Genomic DNA, 15,681 nt, shown 5'->3' on the forward strand with positions numbered 1-15,681 from the left:
TGGCATCCATGACCGCTCCTATGGCTTCTGTCCGGCGTTTGCCGGGTGGCGCCTGCGGGGAACGAATCCCGGGACCTGGCGCCGGTACCCGTTGTACGCGGCGCCAAACTTCGCAACCATCAGGGCCTCTTCCCTCCGGGCCAGCCGCAGGTAGACAACAACCAGGACGGGAAACATCAGCAGGGTCAACAGGGTGGGCCACTGCAGCAGGAACCCGGCCATGATGGCCAGGAAGCCAAGGTACTGCGGATGCCGGACCCAGCCATAGGGGCCGGTCGTGGCCAGCCGGCCGTCACGCTGGGCCCTAAAGAGCACCTGCCAGGACCTGTACAGCAGGATGAATCCGGCAGCGATCAGCAGGTTGCTCAGGAGGTGCAGCGGGCTCAGGTGGGGGTCTCCTTCCCAGCCGGTGAGGTCCTGCCAGAGATGGCCTGAATTGTGCGTCAAGAGGTCAAGGCCCGGCACCCGGCTGCCCAGCCAGCTCGAGAGCAGGTAAATGGTCAGCGGAAACCCGTACATCTCGGTGAACAGCGCCACTATGAAGGCGGAAAAGCTTCCCAGCGCCCGCCAGTCAAGCTTGCTCCGGGGACGGACAAAACTGAAAGCGAAGATGATGAACACCGCGGAGTTGAGGAACACCAGCCACCATAGGTTGTATCCGTAGTCAGTGGGCATGGCCCGACCCTCCTCCCGCCGGGGGACCTCCATGCCCGCCGTGACCCCCGTGCATGAACAGGTGCATGCCCATCATCAGCACCACACCCAGGTACGGAAGGGCATCAAGGATGTGCAGCCAATGGCTGGTGACCAGATAGACGCCGGCGGCACCGATGGCGATGAGGAGGACACCTTGGACGAGGGGCGTCAGCGGGCGCCCCGGGTCCACGGGCCGTGAGTCGTCATGTCTGTCCATGGCATCAGTCTCGGCCTGCCTGCGGGGTGCGGGTAGAGTCAAACGGCCCGGGCACCCTGCAACGTGGCTGCGCTGGACACCGGCCTCCTGCAGTTCAGTGGTCCCCGGAGTGCTCGGTGTGTTCCACCGCCGGTTCCGGGCCCGGGGCAGTGCCGCCGGCCGGGGAACTGATCAGCGGCCCGACCACGAAGGCGGAGAGGCTGAACATGCCGGCGAAAACCAGCAGGCCAATTACCGGTGCGGCCCAGTTGCCGAACTTCCGTTACAGCCCGGCCAGCATGGGAATCGACGCCACAAACCCGAGTGCGCCGAACAGCGCCGTCCCGCCGGAACCGGCCACCAGCGCCGTCCCGGCGAGGAGCCCGATATGGTGAAGAACGTGCGGCAGGAGGCCCACGACCAGGCCCACGGCACCAACAATCGACTGCCGCAGCGCCTGCAGGCGTGTCCTGGCCGGCCGCGGTTTGAGACCGTCCCCGGCTCCGTGGCCGTCGGGAGTGCGCCGATACGCATGGCGCCGGGCGGCCGCCGGGGATTCTTTCCTCATGGTCCACAGTGTCGTGCCGCAGCCCTGCCGGCGCCAGGGCCAAAAGCCCGGATCGGGCATTGTCCGGCCGCGAGCCTGGCCCCGCATGTGAGGCAAGTGCACGACGGCGGGTGCTGGCCGCCGTCGTTCGCCTCCTTCGGGTGTGGCTACTGGAAACGGAAGCCCTCACCGCTTCCCCGGCGGGCGATAAGCACGGGACCCCGTGCGTGGTGAAGGACGGCGTGGGCCGTGGAGCCGATGGTTTCCCTGAGCATCCCGTGCCCGTGGGAGCCGACGACCACCATTCGTGCCCCGTCCGAAGCTTTGAGGATGGCGTGCGGGACCGAGGTGTCGTGCAGGACCCGGCCGTCAACGGGGACCCCCGGTGCAAGGGCGCGGGCACGGGCCACGGCGGCGGCCAGGACGGACTCAGGGTCCGCCCCGTCGCCGGCCAGGGGGCGGTGCCCGTATCCGGCAGGGGTGTGGTGCACATGAACCACGGTGAGTCCCGCCTCCTCAACCTCGGCCAGCGCGCACGCATCCTCCAGCGCTGCGGGGGAGCCTGATGCATCAACTCCGACGACGACGGGCCCTTCCGGGCGCGGTGCCGGCCTGATCACTGCCACGGGGCAGCTTGCGGCCGCGGCGAGTTCCAGGCTCACGGATCCCACGAGGAGCCCCAGGAATCCGCCGAGGCCCCGGCTCCCCACGACGAGCATGGCGTGGCGTGCCGAGAGGGCCGCGAGATGCGAAGCGGGCAGCCCATGGAGCAGGGTGGCGTCAATTTCCAGGCCGGGGCCGGCCGCCTGCGCTATTTGCAGGCCCTCTTCAAGGACGGCCTCGGCGGCCCGTTCCAGGCCGCTGTCCGCGACACCCGGGACGGGCCCCAGGTTGCGGGTCAGCAGCGGCCACAGCGAACAGTGCACCACCTGGAGGGGCAGGCCGCGGAGCCAGGCCTGCCTCGCCGCCCACCGGATGGCGGTGGCAGCCTCATCGGAACCGTCATAGCCGGCGATGATTGATCCGGAGTCCGTCATCGCATCCTCGCGTTCCTGATCAGCGGGACCTTAGGCCCTGTGGCATCCCATTCCTTGGTTCCATCCTGATTCTACGAGGCAAGGAGCAGCAGATGTCCGTTTGGCAGGAGCAGATCACCCCCGGCCGGTTTGATGGCCAGACGGTCATCGTCACCGGAGCCGCATCCGGCATCGGGCTGGCCACGGCATTGCGCGTCGCCCGTGAAGGCGGGCACGTCGTGGCCAGCGATCTCAGCGACGAGGGCCTGGAGAAACTGGTGGCCGGGTACCCGGAGCTGGAGTTTGCGACCGTGGGAGGAGACATCAGCCGGGAGGACGTGGTGCAGCAGGTGGTGGCAGCCGCCGACGGCCGCATCGATGCACTCGCGAACGTGGCCGGGATCATGGACAGTTTCCAGCCGGTGCATGAGTTGGATGACGCCACCTGGCAGCACGTCCTGGAGGTCAACCTCACCTCGATGATGCGCCTGATGAGGGCCGCCATCCCGGTGATGCTCGCCGCCGGTTACGGGTCGGTCGTGAACGTCTCGTCCGAGGCGGGCCTGCGCGGCGGCGCAGCCGGCACTGCCTACACCGTCTCCAAGCATGCCGTCATCGGGCTGACCCGCAGCTCCGCTGTGATGTACGGACGCCGCGGACTGCGCATCAACGCTGTGGCCCCAGGAGGTACCAGGACGAACATCCACGCTGAATTCAAATCCCAGCTTGGCGCCGAAGTCCTTGGCCCGCTGCTGCAGGCCAACGTGGGCCCTATTGCCGAAGCCGCGGAGCTCGCCGCCTGCATCACCTTCCTGCTCAGCCGGGACAGCTCGAACATCAACGGCGCAGTGCTTGCCTCGGACAACGGATGGAACGCCATCTAACCCCACCGGACGGAAGGTGACAACGCATGCCCAGGATAGCCGGCGTGCTGTTGGCGTTGCTGGTGTTGCTGCCCAGTGCTGCGGGCGTTGCCAGGACGCAGCCAAAGACCTCCTCCGCGATGCCCAATGGATGGACGGAACCATTGCCGAAGTCCGGCGGGCTGCGGAACTCATCAACCAGCCCTGGTACCAGTCCGCCGCTTTCATCGTCACGGCCTGGGTGGCTGCCGGCACGGCGGCACTGGGTGCCGCTGCCTTGCTCGTTGCGCGGACGGTGACCAGGTCCGCCGTCCGCAAGGAGATTGAGCGCGGTGACCAGAGCTTCTCCAGTGTCAGCATGGACCTCGACGTGACCGAACTGAACGCCGGCACCATCCCGGAATTGTCCCGGTACGGCAGCCAGATCCTCGAAAAGCACCGTACGTTCCTCAACCGTTATAACGCCGCCAGCGCACTGGCCACCCGCGCGCACGCGTTGTCCCGTCACGAACGCGGGCAGCGGAAGAACCTCAGGCTCGCCCGGGACTATGCAGATGCCACGGCCGAGCTCGATGCACTGGACGACGTCATCGCCGACACCAACGCCCTGCTCAACCGTGCAGCCGCGTGGCCCACGGCGTGGGACCGCCAGCTCGCACCCTTCCGCAACGATCTCGCAGGGCTGGAACAGCTCCTCGCCAAACGCCACGGCCAGGGGGACTCGGCCAGCGCAGCCGCGCTCCGCTCCTTCCGCGACCGGAGCGTGCGGGACGTTGAGCGCTGGACTGCAGAGTTCGCGGAAGCAAATATCAGTACCGAGGAAGCCCTGGACCGCCTCTACGAGGCACGGACGCGGCTCGCCGATCTCCTGGCGAACCACGCGCAAACGGTCATCGCGGGCTATGCAAAGAATGAACGCGAAGCGGAGCTGATGCGCCAGGACATGGAGGCCACCCAGAACGGCCCCGACCACAAGCGCCGCCGCAGCTATGAACCCAGCATCCTGGGCGCCGTCTACCCGTCCTACAACTTCCTTTCTGTCGCCACGTTCTCCTCCGGACTCAACACCGGGGTCAGCAGCGTTGATTCCGCACGGGGCGGGGGAACCGGCACCACCGGTTACGGCAGCAGCGGAGGCAGCTTCTCAGGGTCGGGCAGCTCGTCCGGTTTCTAGGCAGGTTCCGGTGACCCGCACAACGGACCGTCGCGGGTACCGGCGAACGACGCACGACGGCACATACCCTAGGCACATGAGCGAGCGTAGAAGTACCTGGCATGCCCAGCACAAGGAGAGCCTGAGCCGGGGCGAACGGGCGGCCGACGTCCTGCGCAATGGAATGGGCAGTTGGACGTTCGTGGGCCTGTTCCTCGCCTTCATGGCGGCCTGGGCCATGGTTAATTCCGTTGTCCTGGCCCTGGACGCCTGGGACCCCTACCCGTTCATCCTCCTGAACCTTTTCCTGTCCATGCTGGCCGGCCTCCAGGGAGCCATCCTGCTGATCGCGGCCAAGCGGCAGGACGCCATCGCGGCGGCAATGGCCCGGCATGATTACGAGACCGATGTGCAGTCGAAACTGGAAATCGAGCAGCTGATGGCGATTAACAGCCAGCAACTGGAGTTGTTGAAGGAACTGCGAAGGACGCTGGACGAAGGAACGCCCCGGCCCGGGACGGACAGCGCCTGACTGATCCGTCTGCCGGTCGCCGCGCGCTGCCCCGCCGGTCAGGTGTAAGGCCAGATAACCCTGGTCTGCCACTGTTGCGGGTCAGGCTGGTTTTCCGGATCGGTCAGGTAGTACTCCCACATGATGTTTGCCGGAGTGAATCCTTCCGCCTCGATCTGTTGCTGGATCACCCCGTAAGTCCGCTGGAGTGTGTCATACGGGCCGGCGTGGACGGCCTCGAAGGCGTCGGTTTCGGGCAGCGTCCCGGCCTCAACGCCGCCTGCCGCCGTGAAGCCGCCCGCCACGGGGAACCCCGCCTCCACGTCCACCGTCTCCGCCGGGGTTCCCCGGTACAGGGCGAAGGGCGGTCCTGCGGGACTCGCGCCCTGCAGCTGGACCGCTGCCATCACCGTGCCGAAGGCACGGCCAAAGAAGTCCGTCAGTTCGGCCATAGGGACACGTTCGCGGACGACGGCGACGGGCTGTTCAGCCAGGTGGACTTTCCTCGGGTGCGGGGCAGTGTTAGTCATGGCTCCAGCATGCCCGGGCGGCCGCGGCAATGGCAGTGTCCAAGGACCCTAAACGCCCGAAGGGATCTACGGGAGCCTACCCTGCATGCGCATAGGCCAGGCGCATCCATTCTTCGACTTCGCCGTCCAACTGGCTGCTGTCCGTCAGCTCGAGATGGTGCATCCAGATGCCTGGGGACGGGTGGGCGACCTGCTTGAAACGCGGCGACGGTATTTCGGCAGGAAGCGCCAGTGACAGGACCGCCGGCACCTCGGATTTGACGTAGAGACCGGGCCGCCAAAGGTAGGCGAAACCCCGCCGGCGACGGAACGCAACCTGGCTTTTGGTGGTGCGGACCTCCAGGGGACCGATCCGCGAGGCCATGAGTTGTGCCGCCTTGCAGATGGCAAGCCCGGTTGCCGAACCATCAAAGAATCGTTCAACGGTCCAGGGCGCGCCGCCCTCCGGGGACCCGGTGGCGGCTATTCGAGCCCCGCCCGGGTCGCCTCGTCCAGCGGTGTCCGCCACATGCCGGAGGCCGACAGCGTGAACTTCCGGCCGGTCACGGACTGCGGGATGATCCGGACCAGATGGTCCTGGCCGACGCCCTGCCAGGGGAACAGGCCGCGGCGCGTCTCGTTCAGGGCGCTGCCCGCAGCGTCATCCTGTACTGCACGGCCCTTGACGACGACGCTCCACGCCAGCCCGAACTCCGCGCTCACGCTGTCGGCTTCCAGGCAGACCGTGGAGTTCGCCTCGATAGCCTGCAGTTTGGTGCCGCCGCCGGTGCGGAAGAGAAGTTCCCGGCCGTCCGGCTTGAAGCTCACCGGAAACACATCAGGCTCGCCGTCAACAACAACGGCAAGGCGTCCCACACTTGTATGTCCCAGCAGGTTCCAGCACTCCTCGGCGTCGAGAATTTCCGCTTCAGGCACCATATTCATGTCTGTCATGCCCAGATCCTATGAACGCACTCCTCCCGTCAACAGGGCACAAAGACCCCTTGCCTTATCAATCCCGACGGGAGGGGACCAAGGACCCTGATGCGCTGCCGGACCAACAGACGATAGTGGACGGTGGCCGCTGTCGCATCGAGGAAGTCGAGCACCCCATGGACCTCCGCCTTATCTCGCGGGTGTTGTACCTCAGGGCTGCCTGGCGGAAGAGGGACCGGTGGGACGCGGCCCGGATCGGCAGGCATCAGGACCGTGCACTGCAGCAGTTGCGCCGCGCGGCGTATGCCGGGTCAGCGTACTACCGGCGTCACCATGCCGGACTGTTCGGCGCGCCCCTTAGCGAGTTGCCGTCCGTTACGAAAGCGGACCTGATGGACAACTTCGACGAGGCGGTCACGGCCCGGGGCCTGAGGCTGCCCGATCTGGAAAACCATCTGCGTCTCCTGGTTGAGCACCATGAAGACCCCGGACTGCCCTGGCAGGGCAAATGGCGGGCCGCGGCCACGGCAGGCACGACGGGCCGGAGCGGAACCTTCGTCTGGAACCGGGCTGAATGGGGGACAGTGCTGGCCTCCTACGCCCGCGCAAACGACTGGGCGGGGGTCCCTGCCGGCCCGACCCGCCGCTTGAAGATGGCATTGGTGAGCTCCCGCGTCCCCACCCACCAGTCCGCCGTCGTCGGTGCATCACTGCGCTCCGGAATTGTTCCAACCCTCCGCCTGGACGTCACCGCCCCGATGGAGGAAACAGTCTCTGAGCTGAACAGGTTCCAGCCCAGGGTCCTGGCCGGTTACGCCTCGGCGCTCAGGCCCCTCGCCGCGGAGCAGCTGGCAGGGCGGCTGCACATTGCACCGCAGGCCGTGATGTCGGCTTCAGAAGTACTCACTCCGCTTGCGGCAGCCGAACTCGAGGCGGCATGGGGGAGCGTCCCCTTCGATGTTTACGCCGCGACCGAGACGGCCGGCATCGCCTCACCGTGCACGTACCGGAACCGGCACGTTTACGAGGACCTGGTGATTGCCGAACCCGTGGACGCATCGGGGACTCCGGTGGCGCCGGGGACCACCGGGACAAAGCTCCTCGTCACGGTCCTGTTTTCCAGGACCCTGCCTCTGATCCGGTATGAGATGTCGGACACGGTGCGGCTGGACGGCCGGGATTGCCCCTGCGGGCGTTCCTTCGTCCTCCTCGACGCCATCGAAGGCCGCATCGAGGATGTCCTGCACCTGCCCGCAGTGGCCGGCCACGTCGATGTCCACCCGATCGTGTTCCACCATGCACTCGATCAGGCCGGCGCCGCAGGATGGCAGGTCATTCAGGAACGAGGCAGCCTGCGGGTGCTCCTTGCCGGCCTGGCCCCGGGACATTCGCCGGAGTCCGCGCGAGCTGCGGTGGAGTCGGCGTTGCGGGCTGCAGGGGTTGTGCGGACAGGAGTGCAGGTCCAGGTGGTGGAACGGCTGGAAAGGACAGCTTTGGGCAAAGCGCCGTTTGTGCGTGGGCTCAAGGCCTGAGCCTGAGACCGGGTGGAAGGCCGGGTCCAAGTGCCCTAGTGCCGCCGCTGCTGCCGACGTAGTTTCACCTGTATGCGCAATAGTTCGGGACACAGCACTTCGGGGCACAACACTCCAGGGCACGGCGGGGCGGGAGCCGTGGAGGAACTGGAAGCCGGCACATGCTGGGACCTTCTGCGGCAGGTTTCGGTGGGGCACCTGGCAGTTACCGTGGAGGGACACCCGGAGATTTTCCCGGTCAACTACAAGGTTGACCATGGCTCGGTGGTCTTCCGGACCGGAGAGGGAACAAAGCTCGCCGCTGCGGGCGGACAGGCCCCCGTCGCCTTCGAAGCGGACGGCACGGATCCGGCCACCGGCAAGGCATGGAGCGTCCACCTGAAGGGCCACGCCGCCGTGCTGGACCCGACGCCGGACCTCATGGCCGGAGTCGGCCTGACACTCTTCCCGTGGCAGGCAGGGCGGAAGGACCACTTCGTAAGGATCATCCCGACGGCGGTCAGCGGCCGCCGCTTTCCGGTGACGCCTGCGCTGACCTGGTGGAACCACCTCACTGATGTCCCGCGGGCGGGCCTTGCCTGAGGGGCAGCCCCTCCCGCAACCGGGCACGCTTTCCGGGCCGGAATCCACTGTACCGGGCGGTGAACCGCGACCGCGGTTCCCGGCCGGGGCGGTCGGGCTGGTGCGGCGCTACCCGCTTGTGGCACTGACCGGCCTGGTACTCCTCCTGACCGCGCTGCTGCTGCTGTCGGGCTTCGAACAATCCGCCCGCCTGCTGGCATCGGGCTACGCGGTCGGTGCCGCGGCGGTGCGTGCATGGTCTATGGTGCGGTCACTGCGCGAGGGCCGGTGGGGGATCGACGTGCTCGCCCTCATGGCGACCGCCAGCACAATTGCGGTCGGGGAATACCTGGCCGCGCTGGTGGTGATCCTCATGCTGTCCGGAGGTGAGGCGTTGGAGGCCTTCGCCCAGGGACGTGCAGCCCGCGAACTGCGGTCCCTGCTGGACAGGGCACCACGGTTTGCCCACCGCGAAGCGGCAGGCGGGACCCTGGAAGACACACCGGTGGGAGAGGTCGTGCCCGGGGACATCCTGGTGGTGCGCCCTTCCGAACTGGTGCCCGTCGACGGCGAACTCCTCAGCGATGCTGCGAGCCTGGACGAGTCGTCCCTGACGGGAGAAAGCCTGCCGGTCGAGCGGGTCCGCGGAGACCGCCTGCTCAGCGGCTCCGTCAACGGGGAAGCGGCCATCCGGATCCGCGCCTCGGCCACAGCAGCCGATTCGCAGTACGGCCGGATTGTCGCCCTCGTGGAGGAGGCGTCCTCCAGCCGGGCACCCGTGGTGCGCCTGGCCGACCGCTACGCTGTCCCCTTTACCGCACTCGCCATCACCATGGCAGCCACAGGCTGGTGGCTCTCGGGGGATCCGTTGCGGTTCGCCCAGGTCCTGGTGGTGGCCACCCCGTGCCCCCTCCTGATCGCAGCGCCGGTGGCGTTCCTCGCCGGCACCAGCAGGGCAGCCCACAAGGGAATCATCATCAAGAACACCGGAACGCTGGAACAACTGGCGAAGGCCCGGACAGCGGTGTTCGACAAAACCGGTACCCTGACCTCGGGCCGTCCGGTCCTCGACACCATCCAGCCCGTGGAGGGCATGGAGGCCGGCGGTGCCGCCGCCCCCTCCGCCCTGCGGATCCTCCAGCTCGCAGCCTCCACAGAACAGTACTCCTCCCATGTCCTGGCAGGTTCCGTCATCGAAGCCGCCGCTGTACGGAACCTCGAACTCCTGCCCGTGACAGAAGCCACCGAACACGCCACGCAGGGTGTTGAAGCCGTCTGCGGCGGTGAAAGCGTGGTCGTCGGCAAGGCAGGCCTGGTCCGAAAAACGGCCTCGGGCTTCCGCGAGGCCGAACTCGACACCGGCCAGCTTGCTGTCCATGTCGCAGTCAACGGAGCCTACGCCGGCGCCCTCATCATGAAAGACCCGCTCCGCCCCGAGGCCGGCCGGACACTCGACCGGCTCAAGAATCTCGGCGTCAGGAACACCATGCTGCTGACAGGGGATGCCGCCGGGACGGCCGCGCACATCGCCCGCGAAGCAGGCATCGAGCGGTTGCAGGCGGACTGCCTCCCGGAGGACAAGGTCCGCGCCGTAGCCGCCCTGCAGGATCGCCCCGTCATGATGGTGGGCGACGGCGTGAACGACGCGCCCGTCCTCGCCGCCGCGGACGTGGGAATCGCCATGGGCGCCAAGGGTGCCACCGCCGCGAGCGAATCAGCCGACGTCGTGATTATGCTGGACGACCTTTCCAGGGTCGCCCTGGCAGTGGAGGTGGGCAAGCGCACTGTCAACGTGGCCCTGGCCAGCATCTGGACAGGCATAGGCCTGAGCGTCGGACTGATGGCCGTGGCGATGACCGGGTACATTCCCGCCATCACAGGCGCCCTTTTGCAGGAGGCTGTTGACCTTGCCACCATCCTGAACGGCCTGCGGGCCCTGCACGGCGGCGCCCGCGGGCCCGGCCCCCGGGCGTGACCTTCGGCCCTTCCCCCCGCACGCCGCCGGCGGGAACGTAATGGGTATGCACGCTGCTGGTGGGCCCGAAGGCGGACGACGTGTGATGGCGTCGCCCGGCCTGACCTCGGAACGGGCCGCCCAGCTCCTGAAACAGGCAGGGCCCAACGTCCTTCCCGGTGAAAAACCGATCCCGCAGTGGCGGAAACTCTGGGGCGAGCTCACCCATTTCTTCGCCCTGATGCTGTGGTGCGCTGCTGCCCTGGCGTTCGTTGCGGACATGCCGGAACTGGCTGTGGCGATCGTCGTCGTCGTCATCGTCAACGGGGTCTTCGCGCACATCCAGCAGGAACGTGCACAGCATGCCGCGGCCAAACTGCGGGCGCTGCTGCCGGCGGACGTGCTCGTCCGCCGGGACGGCCGGGTCCAAAAGGTGCATGCCAGCGGGCTCGTTCCCGGGGACTGCGTGGTCCTGGCGGCCGGGGACCGGATTCCCGCGGACGTCCAACTGGTTACCGCTGCAGCCTGTGCGGTGGACGAGTCGATGCTGACCGGCGAAAGCGAACCCTTGCCAAAAACAGCCGGTGAGTCCGCGTGGGGCGGTACCTTCCTGGTCAACGGCGACGCCGAAGCCGCCGTTACGGCCACCGGCGCGGGAACACGCCTGGCAGGAATAGCCGCACTGACCAGCCGGGCAGCTTCACCGCCCACCCCGCTGTCCCGGGAACTGCGCCGGATCGTCCGGCTGGTGGCGTCGGTGGCCCTGGCCATCGCGGCCCTGTTTTTCCTGGTTTCGCTGCTGGTGGGGATCCAGTGGCGTGACGCTTTCCTGTTCGCCATTGGGGTGGCTGTCGCCCTCGTGCCGGAGGGCCTGCTGCCCACTGTGACCTTGTCCCTGGCTATGGGCGGGCAGCGCATGGCCTCGAGGAACGCGTTGGTCCGCAACCTGGAGGCTGTGGAGACGCTCGGGTCAACCACCTTCATCTGCACGGACAAAACCGGAACGCTCACGCAAAACCGGATGAACGCCGTCGAGGTCTACACCGCCGGCGGTTTGGTGCGGATAGCGGGCGAGGGGTACGGGCCCGCGGCGACCGTCGAGGGCGGGGGCCGGGAGGAAGCTGCGCGGGCGGCGCTCGCGGCGCGGGCCGCCTCACACGGCCGCGCCGAACTCCACAACGGACAATGGCGTGCCTCGGGCGACCCGATGGAAGCGGCGATCGACGCACTGGCCCGGCGACTGGCGGGTCCGGACCTTCCCGACACGCCGCCTGCACGCCGCCTTGCCTTTGATCCTGGCCGACGCCGCGAGTCGGCGATCGAGGGCCGGGAACTGTTCTGCAAAGGCGCGCCGGAGGCTGTGCTGCCCTTGTGCCGCGACGTTTCCGCCGCCGTCGCGGAACGGGTCCACGGCATGGCGTCGCGGGGCCTGCGAGTCATCGCTGTCGCAAGGAAGGGCCTGGCTGGTCCGGCGGACCTCAGGGAATCGGGGTCCGCGGAGGAACTTGAGCGCGGCATGGAACTGCTGGGCCTGATCGGGCTCCATGACCCGCCGCGTCCCGATGTTGCGGACGTTATACGCACGGCCCGCCGGGCCGGCCTGAAACTGGCGATGATCACCGGCGACCATCCCGCAACGGCGGCGGCCATCGCCCGGGAAATTGGCCTCATGGGTGCGCCGGAGTACGTGCTGGAGGGCCACAGCCTTCCTGCCGATGAACAACTCCTCGGGGCGCTGCTGGACCGCGACGGTGTGGTCATCAGCAGGGTCTCGCCGGAGCAGAAGCTTCGCGTCGCCAAGGCCCTGCAGTCCCGCGGCCACGTGGTGGCCATGACCGGTGACGGCGTCAATGACGGCCCCGCCCTGCGGGAAGCGGACATCGGTGTTGCCATGGGCCTCACCGGCACCGACGTGGCCCGTGAGGCCGCCGACCTGGTCCTCCTGGACGACCACTTCGGGACCATCGTGAATGCCATCGAGCAGGGCCGTGCCACCTACTCGAACATCCACCGCTTCCTGACCTACCATCTGACGGACAATGTGGCGGAGCTGACGCCCTTTGTTGTCTGGGCCCTCTCCGGCGGGCAGTTTCCGCTGGCCCTCGGAGTCCTGCAGATCCTTGCCCTGGACATCGGTACAGACCTGCTGCCGGCCCTCGCACTCGGCGCGGAACCGCCCGGAAAGCGGATCCTGTCCCGGCCCCCGGAGCGGCGGCACCTGATGGACCGCCAGTTGATGGTGCGGGTGTTCTGCGTCCTGGGCCCGGTGGAAGCCGTGATCGAGATGGCCGCATTCTCCGCAGTCCTGTTCGCCGGCGGCTGGATGCGCGCCGGCGCCCCGGAACCCGGGCTTCTGCTTGCCGCGTCCGGCGCGGCCTTCACCGCCGTGGTGCTGGGCCAGCTGGCCAATGCCTTTGCGTGCCGGAGCGCCACCGTCCCGCCCTGGCGGCTCGGCTGGTCAACCAACCCGCTCCTCGCCTGGGCCGTTCTGGCCGAACTGGCGGTGCTGGGCGCCTGCCTGTTCGTGCCCCCGGTGGCGGCGCTGCTGGGGCAGGCCCCGCCACCCCCCGCGGGCCTGCTTGTGGCTGCGCTCGCCATTCCCTCGCTCCTGGCCGCGGACTGGGTGCATAAGGCCGTCAAAGGCCGACTGGCACGGAGGTGAGGTCCCCGCCACCCGCGGGCATTGAGGAGCGTTCGGGGCGGGCAGGTGCCGGGACCAAAGACCCTGCCGGGCCCTGCCGCCGCGGCACAGAATCGAGGCATGACTGCTCCCTCCGTCACATCCCTGACCGGCGCCCATATCAAGTGGTTCGAGGAGACCGGGATCGGGGACATCGCCTCCGTGGGAGGAAAGAACGCCTCCCTGGGCGAGCTCAGCCGCTCGCTGCGGTCTGCCGGGGTGAAGGTCCCCGAAGGTTTTGCCACCACTGCTGCCGCCTACCGGACCTTCCTCGAACACAACGGGCTGGAACCGCAGATCCGGGACACCATCGGGGAGTACCGCGCTGGGCGGAGCACCCTCAGGGAGGCCGGCGCCGCCATCCGGGAACTGGTCCTGGCGGCACGGTTCCAGGAGAGTTTCGAAGCTGAGCTCCGGGAACATTACCGGCTCCTGTCCAGCCGGGCCGGGCAGGCCGACGTGTCCGTGGCGGTCCGCAGCAGCGCCACCGCGGAGGACCTGCCCGACGCGAGTTTCGCCGGGCAACAGGAGACCTTCCTCAACGTGGCCGGGGAGCGGGCCGTCCTGGAGGCCTGCCGGCGTTGTTACGCTTCGCTTTTCACCGACCGTGCCATCAGCTACCGGGAGATGAAGGGCTACGACCACCTGGACGTGGCGTTGTCCGTTGGCGTCCAGCAGATGGTCCGTTCGGACGTGGGCGCCTCCGGGGTCATGTTTTCGATCGACACCGAATCGGGGTTCCCCCAGGCCGTGATCATCAGTGCGGCCTGGGGGCTTGGCGAAACAGTGGTCCAGGGAACCATCAACCCGGACAAGTACCAGGTGTTCAAGCCCCTGCTTGCTGACCCCCGGTACAGCCCGGTGATTGCCAGGGAATTGGGCGCCAAGGAACGCAAAATGGTATACGCCCGGGCGGCAGTGCACGGACGGAGACCGTGGAGACCACCGGCCGGGAGCGCAGTTCCCTGGTGCTGGGCGATGACGAAGTTATCCTGCTGGCGCGCTGGGCTGTGGCCGTCGAGGAGCACTACGGCCGGCCGATGGACATGGAGTGGGCCAAGGATGGGATTACCGGCGAACTGTTTATGGTGCAGGCCCGGCCCGAGACGGTGCAGGCCCGGCGCAGCAGTTCCAGGTTCCGTACCTACCACCTGGGCCGGCCGGGACGGCTGCTTGCGGCAGGTGCCGCGATCGGCGATGCCATCGCCGCCGGGACGGCATGCGTCATCCGGGACGCGAAGGACATCGAATCCTTCGTGGACGGGGCCGTGCTGGTCACCCGCATGACTGATCCTGACTGGGTTCCCGTCATGAAACGTGCTGCCGGCATCGTCACCGACCACGGCGGACCGACCAGCCATGCTGCCATCGTCAGCCGCGAACTCGGGGTGCCCGCCGTCGTCGGAACCGGGAACGCAACCGAAACGCTCCCGCACGGCGCACCCATCACCCTGTCCTGCGCCGAAGGCGAGGAAGGAAGGGTTTACGAAGGTCTGCTGGAGTACACCGTCGAGGACGTGGACATCGACCGCCTCCCCGCGACCCGCACGGATATCATGGTCAACATCGGCAGTCCCGCTGCAGCATTCAAGTGGTGGCGCCTGCCGGCTGCGGGCGTGGGCCTGGCGCGGATGGAATTCATCATCAACAACCTCATCCGGATCCATCCCATGGCGCTGGTCCACCCCGAAAAGGTTGCAGACCCGGAGGAAGCCGGGCTCATCCGGAAGCTGACCGCCGGCTACGCGGACCCGCAGGAGTACTTCGTTGACGTACTGGCCACGGGAATCGCCAAGATCGCGGCGCCCTTCCATCCCAAACCGGTGATCGTCAGGTTGAGCGACTTCAAAAGCAATGAGTACAGCCACCTGATCGGCGGTGCAGCTTTTGAGCAGCCGGAGGAGAACCCCATGCTTGGCTTCCGTGGCGCTTCACGCTACTACAGCGAACGCTACCGGGACGGTTTCGCCCTGGAGTGTAAGGCACTCAAACGCGTCCGCGAGGACATCGGCTTCGCCAACGTTGTGGTCATGGTTCCTTTCTGCCGGACCGTCCGCGAAGCCGACCTGGTGATCGAAGCGATGGCCGCCCAAGGGCTGGTCCGCGGAAGTGCGGGGCTGCAGCTCTACATGATGTGCGAAATCCCATCCAACGTGGTCCTCGCGGAACAGTTTGCCGATCGGTTCGACGGCTTTTCGATCGGTTCCAATGACCTCACCCAGCTGGTGCTTGGCGTGGACCGGGACTCTGAACAGCTCGCCGGCCTGTTCGATGAGAGGGATCCGGCCGTCATCGCCATGATCAGCCAGGCAATCGGAAAAGCCCATGCCGCTGGGATCAAGATCGGCATCTGCGGGCAAGGCCCCAGCAACCATCCGGACCTTGCCGAACTCCTCATTGGCCAGGGCATCGACTCGATCTCGCTCAACCCGGATACGTTCCTGAAGACCGTGCCCGTGATTGCTGCGGCAGAACGCCACCTGGCCGGACAGGCCTAACGGCACTGTGACCGCCGGGTCCCGGCTGA

The 15,681-nt window shown here is 67.5% G+C and carries 14 protein-coding genes and 1 pseudogene; 8 read left to right on the forward strand and 7 right to left on the reverse strand.

From position 1 onward, the window contains the following. Nucleotides 1–18 precede the first annotated feature (18 nt). The 4 genes from ACYQ1Z_RS11235 to ACYQ1Z_RS11250 form a co-directional block, all read right to left on the reverse strand. Entirely contained in the window at nucleotides 19–675 is a 657-nt protein-coding gene (locus tag ACYQ1Z_RS11235) for a methyltransferase family protein (protein WP_459792605.1), read from the reverse strand. Beyond that, entirely contained in the window at nucleotides 665–913 is a 249-nt protein-coding gene (locus tag ACYQ1Z_RS11240; protein WP_459792606.1) for a DUF2933 domain-containing protein, read from the reverse strand. Before ACYQ1Z_RS11240 ends, ACYQ1Z_RS11235 begins: the two co-directional genes overlap by 11 nt. A gap of 262 nt (nucleotides 914–1,175) precedes the next feature. Next, nucleotides 1,176–1,460, reverse strand: a complete 285-nt coding sequence (locus ACYQ1Z_RS11245; RefSeq protein WP_459792607.1) for a hypothetical protein — start codon at nucleotides 1,458–1,460, stop codon at nucleotides 1,176–1,178. Between the two features lie 146 nt (nucleotides 1,461–1,606). Beyond that, entirely contained in the window at nucleotides 1,607–2,476 is an 870-nt protein-coding gene (locus tag ACYQ1Z_RS11250) for a universal stress protein (protein WP_459792608.1), read from the reverse strand. 92 nt (nucleotides 2,477–2,568) lie between these two features. On the opposite strand from ACYQ1Z_RS11250, the gene ACYQ1Z_RS11255 reads away from it, so the two are divergent. The 3 genes from ACYQ1Z_RS11255 to ACYQ1Z_RS11265 all read left to right on the forward strand — a co-directional run bounded on the left by ACYQ1Z_RS11255 (nucleotide 2,569) and on the right by ACYQ1Z_RS11265 (nucleotide 5,003). Beyond that, nucleotides 2,569–3,339 carry an SDR family NAD(P)-dependent oxidoreductase gene (locus ACYQ1Z_RS11255; RefSeq protein WP_459792609.1) on the forward strand — a complete coding sequence of 257 codons (771 nt, stop codon included), beginning with the start codon at nucleotides 2,569–2,571 and terminating at the stop codon, nucleotides 3,337–3,339. After that, on the forward strand, nucleotides 3,308–4,492 hold the full coding sequence (locus ACYQ1Z_RS11260) for a DUF5129 domain-containing protein (protein ID WP_459792610.1): 1,185 nt from the start codon (nucleotides 3,308–3,310) through the stop codon (nucleotides 4,490–4,492). The genes ACYQ1Z_RS11255 and ACYQ1Z_RS11260 overlap by 32 nt, the downstream gene beginning before the upstream one ends. 76 nt (nucleotides 4,493–4,568) lie before the next feature. Next, a complete protein-coding gene (locus tag ACYQ1Z_RS11265) occupies nucleotides 4,569–5,003 on the forward strand; it encodes a DUF1003 domain-containing protein (protein ID WP_459792611.1) in 435 nt (144 codons plus the stop codon). Nucleotides 5,004–5,041: 38 nt separating this feature from the next. Here ACYQ1Z_RS11265 and ACYQ1Z_RS11270 read toward each other — a convergent pair whose 3' ends face one another. The 3 genes from ACYQ1Z_RS11270 to ACYQ1Z_RS11280 form a co-directional block, all read right to left on the reverse strand. After that, entirely contained in the window at nucleotides 5,042–5,512 is a 471-nt protein-coding gene (locus tag ACYQ1Z_RS11270; protein WP_459792612.1) for a GyrI-like domain-containing protein, read from the reverse strand. Nucleotides 5,513–5,588: 76 nt separating this feature from the next. Further along, nucleotides 5,589–5,978 carry a DUF5655 domain-containing protein gene (locus ACYQ1Z_RS11275; protein WP_459792754.1) on the reverse strand — a complete coding sequence of 130 codons (390 nt, stop codon included), beginning with the start codon at nucleotides 5,976–5,978 and terminating at the stop codon, nucleotides 5,589–5,591. Continuing rightward, on the reverse strand, nucleotides 5,975–6,445 hold the full coding sequence (locus tag ACYQ1Z_RS11280) for a pyridoxamine 5'-phosphate oxidase family protein (protein WP_459792613.1): 471 nt from the start codon (nucleotides 6,443–6,445) through the stop codon (nucleotides 5,975–5,977). The genes ACYQ1Z_RS11275 and ACYQ1Z_RS11280 overlap by 4 nt, the downstream gene beginning before the upstream one ends. 158 nt (nucleotides 6,446–6,603) lie before the next feature. Here ACYQ1Z_RS11280 and ACYQ1Z_RS11285 point away from each other — a divergent pair, with 158 nt between their 5' ends. From ACYQ1Z_RS11285 to ppsA, 5 genes and pseudogenes are all read left to right on the forward strand, one after another. Continuing rightward, a complete protein-coding gene (locus ACYQ1Z_RS11285; protein ID WP_459792614.1) occupies nucleotides 6,604–7,959 on the forward strand; it encodes a phenylacetate--CoA ligase family protein in 1,356 nt (451 codons plus the stop codon). 72 nt (nucleotides 7,960–8,031) lie between these two features. Beyond that, complete coding sequence (locus tag ACYQ1Z_RS11290; RefSeq protein WP_459792615.1) at nucleotides 8,032–8,541, forward strand: pyridoxamine 5'-phosphate oxidase family protein; 510 nt, start codon at nucleotides 8,032–8,034, stop codon at nucleotides 8,539–8,541. Between the two features lie 100 nt (nucleotides 8,542–8,641). Continuing rightward, nucleotides 8,642–10,495 carry a heavy metal translocating P-type ATPase gene (locus tag ACYQ1Z_RS11295; RefSeq protein WP_459792616.1) on the forward strand — a complete coding sequence of 618 codons (1,854 nt, stop codon included), beginning with the start codon at nucleotides 8,642–8,644 and terminating at the stop codon, nucleotides 10,493–10,495. An 85-nt stretch (nucleotides 10,496–10,580) separates the two neighbouring features. Next, a complete protein-coding gene (locus tag ACYQ1Z_RS11300) occupies nucleotides 10,581–13,136 on the forward strand; it encodes a cation-translocating P-type ATPase (protein ID WP_459792755.1) in 2,556 nt (851 codons plus the stop codon). Nucleotides 13,137–13,235: 99 nt separating this feature from the next. Beyond that, a pseudogene (ppsA, locus tag ACYQ1Z_RS11305) lies at nucleotides 13,236–15,652 on the forward strand (phosphoenolpyruvate synthase). The last annotated feature ends 29 nt before the right edge of the window (nucleotides 15,653–15,681 follow it).

The sequence above is a fragment of the Arthrobacter sp. AD-310 genome, assembly GCF_054656615.1.